3 protein-coding genes, 4 tRNA genes and 5 rRNA genes are annotated in these 12271 nt (G+C 53.4%); 2 read left to right on the top strand and 10 right to left on the bottom strand.

What is annotated here, in order from left to right; all coding sequences use genetic code 11:
* Positions 1–129 precede the first annotated feature (129 nt).
* Complete coding sequence (locus ACSQ25_RS01295) at positions 130–573, bottom strand: hypothetical protein (RefSeq protein WP_436103910.1); 444 nt, start codon at positions 571–573, stop codon at positions 130–132.
* Between the two features lie 212 nt (positions 574–785).
* Here ACSQ25_RS01295 and ACSQ25_RS01290 point away from each other — a divergent pair, with 212 nt between their 5' ends.
* On the top strand, positions 786–2000 hold the full coding sequence (locus tag ACSQ25_RS01290; RefSeq protein WP_436103909.1) for a M20/M25/M40 family metallo-hydrolase: 1215 nt from the start codon (positions 786–788) through the stop codon (positions 1998–2000).
* A gap of 57 nt (positions 2001–2057) precedes the next feature.
* Here ACSQ25_RS01290 and rrf (ACSQ25_RS01285) read toward each other — a convergent pair.
* The 5 genes from rrf (ACSQ25_RS01285) to ACSQ25_RS01265 all read right to left on the bottom strand — a co-directional run bounded on the left by rrf (ACSQ25_RS01285) (position 2058) and on the right by ACSQ25_RS01265 (position 7182).
* A 5S ribosomal RNA gene (gene rrf / locus ACSQ25_RS01285) occupies positions 2058–2170 on the bottom strand.
* A gap of 133 nt (positions 2171–2303) precedes the next feature.
* Positions 2304–5179, bottom strand: a 23S ribosomal RNA gene (locus ACSQ25_RS01280).
* 224 nt (positions 5180–5403) lie between these two features.
* A tRNA-Ala gene (locus ACSQ25_RS01275) sits at positions 5404–5479 on the bottom strand.
* Between the two features lie 17 nt (positions 5480–5496).
* A tRNA-Ile gene (locus ACSQ25_RS01270) sits at positions 5497–5573 on the bottom strand.
* Between the two features lie 80 nt (positions 5574–5653).
* Positions 5654–7182 (bottom strand): 16S ribosomal RNA (locus ACSQ25_RS01265).
* Between the two features lie 548 nt (positions 7183–7730).
* Between ACSQ25_RS01265 and ACSQ25_RS01260 the strand changes: the two genes are divergently transcribed.
* Entirely contained in the window at positions 7731–8141 is a 411-nt protein-coding gene (locus ACSQ25_RS01260) for a DUF2061 domain-containing protein (protein ID WP_436103908.1), read from the top strand.
* 568 nt (positions 8142–8709) lie between these two features.
* Here ACSQ25_RS01260 and rrf (ACSQ25_RS01255) read toward each other — a convergent pair.
* The 4 genes from rrf (ACSQ25_RS01255) to ACSQ25_RS01240 form a co-directional block, all read right to left on the bottom strand.
* Positions 8710–8822, bottom strand: a 5S ribosomal RNA gene (rrf, locus tag ACSQ25_RS01255).
* A 134-nt stretch (positions 8823–8956) separates the two neighbouring features.
* Positions 8957–11832 (bottom strand): 23S ribosomal RNA (locus ACSQ25_RS01250).
* Together the 16S, 23S and 5S rRNA genes with 4 tRNA genes alongside form the textbook arrangement of a ribosomal RNA operon.
* A gap of 211 nt (positions 11833–12043) precedes the next feature.
* Positions 12044–12119 (bottom strand) — tRNA-Ala (locus ACSQ25_RS01245).
* Positions 12120–12143: 24 nt separating this feature from the next.
* Positions 12144–12220: transfer RNA gene (locus tag ACSQ25_RS01240), tRNA-Ile, on the bottom strand.
* Positions 12221–12271 lie beyond the last annotated feature (51 nt).

The following is a 12271-nucleotide window of genomic DNA, read 5'->3' as shown; positions in this document are numbered from 1 at the left end:
AAATGGCAAGGCTGACAGTTGCATTGTGCCCCAGATTGCGACGGGAGACGGTTTCCACGCTGGTGGCGGCTGGACCTTGGACGTAAAAAAACCCGGGAAACCCGGGCTCGCAATGTTCCGCGCCGGCGTTCAGCTGCCGGGATTCTTCTTGTTCGGCTTGCTGCCGAAGTCGGAGGCGGGCAGGTCGGGGCGGCCCTGCAGGCCTTTGCCGCCACCCTGGCCGGAGTCCGACTGCTGGGAGCCGGCATGCTGGTATTGCTCGATGCCACCCTGGCCGGATTGCTGAACCTCGCCCAGGCGGTTCTGTTCCGCCTGTGCCTGCATCCGTTCGCCACGCTGGCGTGCGCTCCAGCCCTGGTGGACGGCACCGGCGCCGCCGCGTTGGCCGCGGCCGCTGGTGTCCGACTGCTGCGACCCCGTGCTCGCCATCCTGAACGGTGACTCAGGTCCGCCCGGCATCACGGCGCCGGGCGCGCGCGTCTGCATGCTGCCTTCGGCAACCGTCACGCCTTTCGGCTTGTGGATACCGCGCGCACGGTTGTCTCCACCGAGGTTTTTTTCCTTCGATTTCATGATTCCTCCTTCGCTTCGCTGAACCGATGGAACGATCATGCGCGCCGAAACAGTGGGGCTGTATAGGAGAAGCCTCCGAGGTGCTGTAGGAATCACCGTACGATTACCGTTCAGGTAGCGAAAGAGCTGGTCGGCTATACATTGAGGCGAGGCAAGCGGCAGCATCGTCGGGACTGCTAGGATTTTTTTCTGCCATGCCTCGGGGAACGACGATGACGTCCGGCCTGCTGAAGCTCTGCCTGTTTTCCATCCTTTGCCTTAGCCTTGCCGCGAGCGCGGGCTCCCCGCCCAGGAAACGTGCGTGGATCACCATTGGCGATGCCGCCTTTCGGCAGATAAAGACCGTCGCGCCTGAGTTGACCTCGATCGAGAGCCGCCAGGTCCGCGTCGAGGATGGATCGGAAAAGGTGCATGCGGTGGTTCTGGACGAAGGCAAGCTCGTGACCATTGCCGCCGCGATCCACCAGCGCATGGGGCAATGCGGCGGCTTCATGTATCACGCGAGCGAAAGCGAGGCGCGCGCCGCCCTCGACCGGCGGCGCTTTGTCCTGCCGGCGCGCCTGTACGGGATCCATCGGCGCGACGTCGTCGAACCGATATTGGCGAACATGCAGGAAAAGCCGATTGAATCGACGATCCTGGCCCTTAGCGCCTTTACCAACCGCTACTACGCGAGCAAGTCAGGCGTGGAGGCATCGAACTGGCTGTTGTCGGCCTGGCGCGAGCTGGCGGCTGGCCGCGAAGACATCTCGGTCGCCCTGGTCGCTCATAAGGGCTACCCCCAATCCTCCGTCACCTTGACCATCACGGGCACGGACCTGGCTGACGAATACGTCGTGGTCGGAGCGCATCTCGATTCCATTATCAGCTTCGGCATGAGCGAGACGGCACGCGCGCCCGGTGCCGATGACGATGCTTCCGGGGTGGCCAGCATGACCGAGGCAATTCGGGCGCTGATCGACAGCGGCTACCGCCCACGCAGGTCGATCCATGTCATTGCCTACGCGGCAGAAGAAGTGGGATTGCGGGGGTCGCAGGACATTGCGAAGCAGTTCAAGCAAGCGAACAGGAAAGTTGCGGGGGTGCTCCAGCTCGACATGACCAATTACAAAGGTGCGCCAAACGACATCTATCTGCTCACCGACTACACGAACGCTGCACAGAACGCATTCATCGCCGAACTCGTCGGCGCCTATCTTCCCGAACTCAAGCTCGGCTATGACAAATGCGGCTATGGCTGTTCGGATCACGCGAGCTGGGATGCCCAGGGCTATCCGGTATCGATGCCCTTCGAATCATCGTTTGCGCGCGATAACCCGACGATCCACACGTCCCGGGATACCCTGGCCAACTCGGGCGGGCAGACAGCGCACGCGTTGAAATTTGCGCGCCTTGCGGCGGCTTACATGGTTGAGCTTTCTTTTTGAAAGCACAAACGCAAAAAAGCCCACTCAGATCACTGAGTGGGCTTTCTCTTATAACTAGCCTGACGATAACCTACTTTCACACTGGTTGCAGCACTATCATCGGCGCAAAGTCGTTTCACGGTCCTGTTCGGGATGGGAAGGGGTGGGACCGACTTGCTATGGTCATCAGGCTTTGACTTGTCTGGATGTCTCTTGCGAGCCATCCACAATCCGGGAAGAAGTAAGTTTCTTTTTATTCTTGGGGTAGCAGTATCAACAAACTGCAGCTGTATTCTTGACTTGTCTATAGCCTACCAAGGTTATAGGGACAAGCCGTACGGGCAATTAGTACTGGTTAGCTTAATGCATTACTGCACTTCCACACCCAGCCTATCAACGTCCTGGTCTCGAACGACCCTTCAAGGAGCTCAAGGCTCCGGGAAATCTCATCTCAAGGCAAGTTTCCCGCTTAGATGCTTTCAGCGGTTATCTCTTCCGAACTTAGCTACCCGGCAATGCCACTGGCGTGACAACCGGTACACCAGAGGTTCGTCCACTCCGGTCCTCTCGTACTAGGAGCAGCCCCCTTCAAATTTCCAACGCCCACGGCAGATAGGGACCAAACTGTCTCACGACGTTTTAAACCCAGCTCACGTACCACTTTAAATGGCGAACAGCCATACCCTTGGGACCGGCTACAGCCCCAGGATGTGATGAGCCGACATCGAGGTGCCAAACTCCCCCGTCGATATGAACTCTTGGGAGGAATCAGCCTGTTATCCCCAGAGTACCTTTTATCCGTTGAGCGATGGCCCTTCCATACAGAACCACCGGATCACTATGTCCTACTTTCGTACCTGCTCGACTTGTCGGTCTCGCAGTTAAGCACGCTTATGCCATTGCACTATTAGCACGATGTCCGACCGTACCTAGCGTACCTTCGAACTCCTCCGTTACACTTTAGGAGGAGACCGCCCCAGTCAAACTGCCTACCATGCACTGTCCCCGATCCGGATAACGGACCAAGGTTAGAACCTCAAACAAACCAGGGTGGTATTTCAAGGATGGCTCCACGAGAACTGGCGTCCCCGCTTCAAAGCCTCCCACCTATCCTACACAGATTGGTTCAAAGTCCAATGCAAAGCTACAGTAAAGGTTCATGGGGTCTTTCCGTCTAGCCGCGGGTAGATTGCATCATCACAAACATTTCAACTTCGCTGAGTCTCGGGAGGAGACAGTGTGGCCATCGTTACGCCATTCGTGCAGGTCGGAACTTACCCGACAAGGAATTTCGCTACCTTAGGACCGTTATAGTTACGGCCGCCGTTTACTGGGACTTCAATCAAGAGCTTGCACCCCATCATTTAATCTTCCAGCACCGGGCAGGCGTCACACCCTATACGTCCACTTTCGTGTTTGCAGAGTGCTGTGTTTTTATTAAACAGTCGCAGCCACCAGTTTATTGCAACCCTTTCACCCTTCCACAGTAAAGTGGTCAAGCTACCGGGGCGTACCTTATCCCGAAGTTACGGTACCAATTTGCCGAGTTCCTTCTCCCGAGTTCTCTCAAGCGCCTTAGAATACTCATCTCGCCCACCTGTGTCGGTTTGCGGTACGGTCTCGTATGACTGAAGCTTAGAGGCTTTTCTTGGAACCACTTCCGATTGCTTCGCAGCACAAGGCCGCTCGTCCCACTCCCTTGAATTACGTGCCCGGATTTGCCTAAGCACCTTCTATGAAGCAGAAACTAACTATTCCAACAGTTAGACAACCTTCCGCGATCCGTCCCCCCATCGCATCATACGACGGTGCAGGAATATTAACCTGCTTCCCATCAGCTACGCATCTCTGCCTCGCCTTAGGGGCCGACTCACCCTGCTCCGATGAACGTTGAACAGGAAACCTTGGGCTTACGGCGTGCGGGCTTTTCACCCGCATTATCGCTACTCATGTCAGCATTCGCACTTCTGATACCTCCAGCATCCTTCACAAGACACCTTCGCAGGCTTACAGAACGCTCTCCTACCATATCTATTGCTAGATATCCGCAGCTTCGGTGACTGGCTTAGCCCCGTTACATCTTCCGCGCAGGACGACTCGATCAGTGAGCTATTACGCTTTCTTTAAATGGTGGCTGCTTCTAAGCCAACATCCTGACTGTTTTAGCCTTCCCACTTCGTTTTCCACTTAGCCAATCTTTGGGACCTTAGCTGGCGGTCTGGGTTGTTTCCCTCTTGACGCCGGACGTTAGCACCCGACGTCTGTCTCCCAAGCTCGCACTCATCGGTATTCGGAGTTTGCAATGGTTTGGTAAGTCGCAATGACCCCCTAGCCATAACAGTGCTCTACCCCCGATGGTGATACTTGAGGCACTACCTAAATAGTTTTCGGAGAGAACCAGCTATTTCCAAGTTTGTTTAGCCTTTCACCCCTACCCACAGCTCATCCCCTAATTTTTCAACATTAGTGGGTTCGGACCTCCAGGGCGTGTTACCGCACCTTCATCCTGGCCATGGGTAGATCACTTGGTTTCGGGTCTACACCCAGCGACTGTCGCCCTGTTCGGACTCGATTTCTCTACGGCTCCCCTATTCGGTTAACCTCGCCACTGAATGTAAGTCGCTGACCCATTATACAAAAGGTACGCCGTCACCCCATAAAGAGGCTCCGACTGTTTGTATGCACACGGTTTCAGGATCTATTTCACTCCCCTCCCGGGGTTCTTTTCGCCTTTCCCTCACGGTACTGGTTCACTATCGGTCGATTACGAGTATTTAGCCTTGGAGGATGGTCCCCCCATGTTCAGACAGGATTTCTCGTGTCCCGCCCTACTTGTCGTACGCTTAGTATCACCGTTTGGATTTCGTGTACGGGGCTATCACCCGCTATGGCCAACATTTCCAGGTTGTTCCACTATCCAATCGACTATCACGTACAGGCTCATCCCATTTCGCTCGCCACTACTTTGGGAATCTCGGTTGATTTCTTTTCCTGCAGCTACTTAGATGTTTCAGTTCGCCGCGTTCGCTTTGCATACCTATGTATTCAGCATGCAATGACCTAAAAGGCCGGGTTTCCCCATTCGGAAATCTGCGGATCAAAGTGTGTTTGCTCACTCCCCGCAGCTTATCGCAAGCTACTACGTCCTTCATCGCCTGTAATCGCCAAGGCATCCACCATGTGCACTTATTCGCTTGTCCCTATAACGTTGGCCCCTGCTGACAACAGGGATCGTCATAGAAATCAAGAGTACAGCTCGTTGCATGTTTGTTGATACTTGATTACTACCCTAAGTGTGCATTTTTACATGCACGCTTAAAAAAACTTTACTTCTTCCAGATTGTTAAAGAACGAAAAAACAGTGATCTCGAAAAGACCAAACCTAAGCATCTATGCTTACGTTTGTGCTTTCAGAACCAGGTAATGGTGGAGGATGACGGGATCGAACCGACGACCCCCTGCTTGCAAAGCAGGTGCTCTCCCAGCTGAGCTAATCCCCCGTTTTCTTGCGATAACTTGGTAGGGCTGGTTGGACTCGAACCAACGACCCCCGCGTTATCAACACGGTGCTCTAACCAGCTGAGCTACAGCCCCGACATACACTGTTGTTCTCTTTACTAACAGCCGATAAGCGTGGACGCTTGATGTGGAGACTAGCTCCGGTGCTACTCTAGAAAGGAGGTGATCCAGCCGCACCTTCCGATACGGCTACCTTGTTACGACTTCACCCCAGTCACGAATCCTACCGTGGTAAGCGCCCTCCTTGCGGTTAAGCTACCTACTTCTGGTAAAACCCGCTCCCATGGTGTGACGGGCGGTGTGTACAAGACCCGGGAACGTATTCACCGCGACATGCTGATCCGCGATTACTAGCGATTCCAACTTCATGTAGTCGAGTTGCAGACTACAATCCGGACTACGATACACTTTCTGGGATTAGCTCCCCCTCGCGGGTTGGCGGCCCTCTGTATGTACCATTGTATGACGTGTGAAGCCCTACCCATAAGGGCCATGAGGACTTGACGTCATCCCCACCTTCCTCCGGTTTGTCACCGGCAGTCTCATTAGAGTGCTCTTGCGTAGCAACTAATGACAAGGGTTGCGCTCGTTGCGGGACTTAACCCAACATCTCACGACACGAGCTGACGACAGCCATGCAGCACCTGTGTGAAGGTTCCCTTTCGGGCACTCCCGGATCTCTCCAGGATTCCTTCCATGTCAAGGGTAGGTAAGGTTTTTCGCGTTGCATCGAATTAATCCACATCATCCACCGCTTGTGCGGGTCCCCGTCAATTCCTTTGAGTTTTAATCTTGCGACCGTACTCCCCAGGCGGTCTACTTCACGCGTTAGCTGCGTTACCAAGTTAATTAAAACCCGACAACTAGTAGACATCGTTTAGGGCGTGGACTACCAGGGTATCTAATCCTGTTTGCTCCCCACGCTTTCGTGCATGAGCGTCAATCTTGACCCAGGGGGCTGCCTTCGCCATCGGTGTTCCTCCACATCTCTACGCATTTCACTGCTACACGTGGAATTCTACCCCCCTCTGCCAGATTCAAGCCTTGCAGTCTCCATCGCAATTCCCAGGTTGAGCCCGGGGCTTTCACGACAGACTTACAAAACCGCCTGCGCACGCTTTACGCCCAGTAATTCCGATTAACGCTTGCACCCTACGTATTACCGCGGCTGCTGGCACGTAGTTAGCCGGTGCTTATTCTTCAGGTACCGTCATTAGCCGAGGATATTAGCCCCAGCCGTTTCTTCCCTGACAAAAGAGCTTTACAACCCGAAGGCCTTCTTCACTCACGCGGCATTGCTGGATCAGGCTTGCGCCCATTGTCCAAAATTCCCCACTGCTGCCTCCCGTAGGAGTCTGGACCGTGTCTCAGTTCCAGTGTGGCTGGTCGTCCTCTCAGACCAGCTACTGATCGTCGCCTTGGTAGGCCTTTACCCTACCAACTAGCTAATCAGATATCGGCCGCTCCAAAAGCATGAGGCCCGAAGGTCCCCCACTTTCATCCGTAGATCGTATGCGGTATTAGCGTAACTTTCGCTACGTTATCCCCCACTTCTGGGTACGTTCCGATATATTACTCACCCGTTCGCCACTCGCCGCCAGGTTGCCCCGCGCTGCCGTTCGACTTGCATGTGTAAAGCATGCCGCCAGCGTTCAATCTGAGCCAGGATCAAACTCTTCAGTTCAATCTCTGTTTGTTGACACTTTCGTGTCACCCTGATTTCTCAGGGGTCGCTCACTCAAGATACTGACCGCCGCTCATTGCTGAGCAACGTTAATACTTTTGTGAACATTTGATAATTTAAGTAATCACTGACCGAAGTCAGCGGCACCTTCATCAAACGCCCACACTTATCGACTGTTAATTGTTAAAGAACGGGGACGCCTAGTCCGTTTTCTGTACTACCTTGCTGCACCGTGCGAAGCGTTGTGTTCGTCAGCAGCAGAGAAGTGAGATTATGCAGTGTTTCGCTTAACTCGTCAACCCCTCGTCTCTTTCGCTGTCGCTGCCTTGCAGGCTGCTTTCGCGTCAGAGGAACGAGACTATATCAAATGCCTGCCACCCTGCGCAAGTGGCGAGTTATTGAACATGCGACGGCTTCAGTTCAGCCTAAGCTTTTCACGCCCATAGAACAAATCTATCGATTCATTCATTTTAATTCACTTCAAACTATGAATGAGAATCGATATCATTTGCCTACAGTAGGGTTAACAAAGCATAGGAAGAACAAGCATGGTCATCGCCGCCAAGAAAACCAGCCAGGTCGTCGCCCACATGGCAATCGCATTCGCGATCGCCTATGCCATCACCGGATCCGTGCTCTTCGGCGGCCTGGCGGTCCTGATCGAGCCGGTGATCAATGTCCTGCTGCTTCCACTGCACGAAAAGGCATGGTCGGCGATCCGCGCCCGGGCGGTCGGCAATCGCGATCGTTACCTGCGCATTGCTGCGGAAAAGCTGAGCCAAACTAGCTTTCACATGGCTATTGCATTCGTAGTGATGTATTTCGCCACAGGCTCGCTGGCCTTCGGCGGCATGGCCGCAATTCTTGAGCCCGTCTGCAACGTGCTACTCCTCCCGATTCACGACCGCTTCTGGGACAAGCTTGAACTGCGCCTCAACGGCAAGCTTGGCCTCGCCTGAAACCTCAGCACTGTACAGATAAGGACGCGGGGGCGGAGGACGACGATATCCCCGAGCGTACCCACCTGCTGTACAAGCCTGGCAGCTCGAGGAGATGTCGCGGGTGGTGCAGCAGTTGCTGGCGGAAGACTGAGCGAACGCTGTCCGGAAACCGATACGAAAAAGCCCGCTGGATCAGGAGCGGGCTTGTTGGGATCAGCGGCTGCGCTGGAGCTTTGTCAGCGACCACTGTTCGACGCGACGAGTGGAGCGCTCTGGCCCGCGTAACCGACGCCTGGATAATAATCGTCATATCCGCCATAGGACTGACCAGTCATTGCGCACCCGCCGAGTCCGGCAGAGAGCACTACTGCTGCGACCGCATGCACGGCCGTCAATGTGTGTCGATTTTTCACGATATCCCCTTGTATGATTTTGCTTGTTTCAGTGTAGGTCGGGGCAAGGTATTTACAACGGGAGTTACTATTAACACGCGCTGCAGAACGCTTATCGATGAAAGAACGAAACTCCAGCGTGCAGACGCAAAAAAGCCCGCAGAGATCACTCTGCGGGCTTTTTCTTATAACTAGCCTGACGATAACCTACTTTCACACTGGTTGCAGCACTATCATCGGCGCAAAGTCGTTTCACGGTCCTGTTCGGGATGGGAAGGGGTGGGACCGACTTGCTATGGTCATCAGGCTTTGACTTGTCTGGACGTCTCTTGCGAGCCATCCACAATCCGGGAAGAAGTAAGTTTCTTTTTATTCTTGGGGTAGCAGTATCAACAAACTGCAGCTGTATTCTTGACTTGATCTATAGCCTACCAAGGTTATAGGGACAAGCCGTACGGGCAATTAGTACTGGTTAGCTTAATGCATTACTGCACTTCCACACCCAGCCTATCAACGTCCTGGTCTCGAACGACCCTTCAAGGAGCTCAAGGCTCCGGGAAATCTCATCTCAAGGCAAGTTTCCCGCTTAGATGCTTTCAGCGGTTATCTCTTCCGAACTTAGCTACCCGGCAATGCCACTGGCGTGACAACCGGTACACCAGAGGTTCGTCCACTCCGGTCCTCTCGTACTAGGAGCAGCCCCCTTCAAATTTCCAACGCCCACGGCAGATAGGGACCAAACTGTCTCACGACGTTTTAAACCCAGCTCACGTACCACTTTAAATGGCGAACAGCCATACCCTTGGGACCGGCTACAGCCCCAGGATGTGATGAGCCGACATCGAGGTGCCAAACTCCCCCGTCGATATGAACTCTTGGGAGGAATCAGCCTGTTATCCCCAGAGTACCTTTTATCCGTTGAGCGATGGCCCTTCCATACAGAACCACCGGATCACTATGTCCTACTTTCGTACCTGCTCGACTTGTCGGTCTCGCAGTTAAGCACGCTTATGCCATTGCACTATTAGCACGATGTCCGACCGTACCTAGCGTACCTTCGAACTCCTCCGTTACACTTTAGGAGGAGACCGCCCCAGTCAAACTGCCTACCATGCACTGTCCCCGATCCGGATAACGGACCAAGGTTAGAACCTCAAACAAACCAGGGTGGTATTTCAAGGATGGCTCCACGAGAACTGGCGTCCCCGCTTCAAAGCCTCCCACCTATCCTACACAGATTGGTTCAAAGTCCAATGCAAAGCTACAGTAAAGGTTCATGGGGTCTTTCCGTCTAGCCGCGGGTAGATTGCATCATCACAAACATTTCAACTTCGCTGAGTCTCGGGAGGAGACAGTGTGGCCATCGTTACGCCATTCGTGCAGGTCGGAACTTACCCGACAAGGAATTTCGCTACCTTAGGACCGTTATAGTTACGGCCGCCGTTTACTGGGACTTCAATCAAGAGCTTGCACCCCATCATTTAATCTTCCAGCACCGGGCAGGCGTCACACCCTATACGTCCACTTTCGTGTTTGCAGAGTGCTGTGTTTTTATTAAACAGTCGCAGCCACCAGTTTATTGCAACCCTTTCACCCTTCCACAGTAAAGTGGTCAAGCTACCGGGGCGTACCTTATCCCGAAGTTACGGTACCAATTTGCCGAGTTCCTTCTCCCGAGTTCTCTCAAGCGCCTTAGAATACTCATCTCGCCCACCTGTGTCGGTTTGCGGTACGGTCTCGTATGACTGAAGCTTAGAGGCTTTTCTTGGAACCACTTCCGATTGCTTCGCAGCACAAGGCCGCTCGTCCCACCCCCTTGAATTACGCGCCCGGATTTGCCTAAGCGCCTTCTATGAGGCAGAAACTAACTATTCCAACAGTTAGACAACCTTCCGCGATCCGTCCCCCCATCGCATCATACGACGGTGCAGGAATATTAACCTGCTTCCCATCAGCTACGCATCTCTGCCTCGCCTTAGGGGCCGACTCACCCTGCTCCGATGAACGTTGAACAGGAAACCTTGGGCTTACGGCGTGCGGGCTTTTCACCCGCATTATCGCTACTCATGTCAGCATTCGCACTTCTGATACCTCCAGCATCCTTCACAAGACACCTTCGCAGGCTTACAGAACGCTCTCCTACCATATCTATTGCTAGATATCCGCAGCTTCGGTGACTGGCTTAGCCCCGTTACATCTTCCGCGCAGGACGACTCGATCAGTGAGCTATTACGCTTTCTTTAAATGGTGGCTGCTTCTAAGCCAACATCCTGACTGTTTTAGCCTTCCCACTTCGTTTTCCACTTAGCCAATCTTTGGGACCTTAGCTGGCGGTCTGGGTTGTTTCCCTCTTGACGCCGGACGTTAGCACCCGACGTCTGTCTCCCAAGCTCGCACTCATCGGTATTCGGAGTTTGCAATGGTTTGGTAAGTCGCAATGACCCCCTAGCCATAACAGTGCTCTACCCCCGATGGTGATACTTGAGGCACTACCTAAATAGTTTTCGGAGAGAACCAGCTATTTCCAAGTTTGTTTAGCCTTTCACCCCTACCCACAGCTCATCCCCTAATTTTTCAACATTAGTGGGTTCGGACCTCCAGGGCGTGTTACCGCACCTTCATCCTGGCCATGGGTAGATCACTTGGTTTCGGGTCTACACCCAGCGACTGTCGCCCTGTTCGGACTCGATTTCTCTACGGCTCCCCTATTCGGTTAACCTCGCCACTGAATGTAAGTCGCTGACCCATTATACAAAAGGTACGCCGTCACCCCATAAAGAGGCTCCGACTGTTTGTATGCACACGGTTTCAGGATCTATTTCACTCCCCTCCCGGGGTTCTTTTCGCCTTTCCCTCACGGTACTGGTTCACTATCGGTCGATTACGAGTATTTAGCCTTGGAGGATGGTCCCCCCATGTTCAGACAGGATTTCTCGTGTCCCGCCCTACTTGTCGTACGCTTAGTACCACCGTTTGGATTTCGTGTACGGGGCTATCACCCGCTATGGCCAACATTTCCAGGTTGTTCCACTATCCAATCGACTATCACGTACAGGCTCATCCCATTTCGCTCGCCACTACTTTGGGAATCTCGGTTGATTTCTTTTCCTGCAGCTACTTAGATGTTTCAGTTCGCCGCGTTCGCTTTGCATACCTATGTATTCAGCATGCAATGACCTAAAAGGCCGGGTTTCCCCATTCGGAAATCTGCGGATCAAAGTGTGTTTGCTCACTCCCCGCAGCTTATCGCAAGCTACTACGTCCTTCATCGCCTGTAATCGCCAAGGCATCCACCATGTGCACTTATTCGCTTGTCCCTATAACGTTGGCCTCTGCATGAGTTACAGAGATCGTCATAGAAATCAAGAGTACAGCTCGTTGCATGTTTGTTGATACTTGATTACTACCCTAAGTGTGCATTTTTACATGCACGCTTAAAAAAACTTTACTTCTTCCAGATTGTTAAAGAACGAGAACTACACTTATCTAAAGCACAGGCTTTACATAAATATAGTCAGAACAGATGAATGGTGGAGGATGACGGGATCGAACCGACGACCCCCTGCTTGCAAAGCAGGTGCTCTCCCAGCTGAGCTAATCCCCCAGACTAATCCCGACGACGATAACTTGGTAGGGCTGGTTGGACTCGAACCAACGACCCCCGCGTTATCAACACGGTGCTCTAACCAGCTGAGCTACAGCCCCGACATACACTGTTGTTCTCTTTACTAACAGCCGATAAGCGTGGACGCTTGA

The sequence above is a fragment of the Massilia sp. LjRoot122 genome (genome assembly GCF_964252725.1).
GTDB lineage: Bacteria > Pseudomonadota > Gammaproteobacteria > Burkholderiales > Burkholderiaceae_D > Telluria.
This window is presented reverse-complemented; position numbering and strand designations above follow the sequence as displayed.

Excerpts from the sequence above, each read along its gene's own strand:
- ACSQ25_RS01295 (WP_436103910.1), bottom strand. The coding sequence starts at position 573 with ATGAAATCGAAGGAAAAAAACCTCGGTGGAGACAACCGTGCGCGCGGT.
- ACSQ25_RS01290 (WP_436103909.1), top strand. The coding sequence starts at position 786 with ATGACGTCCGGCCTGCTGAAGCTCTGCCTGTTTTCCATCCTTTGCCTT.
- ACSQ25_RS01260 (WP_436103908.1), top strand. The coding sequence starts at position 7,731 with ATGGTCATCGCCGCCAAGAAAACCAGCCAGGTCGTCGCCCACATGGCA.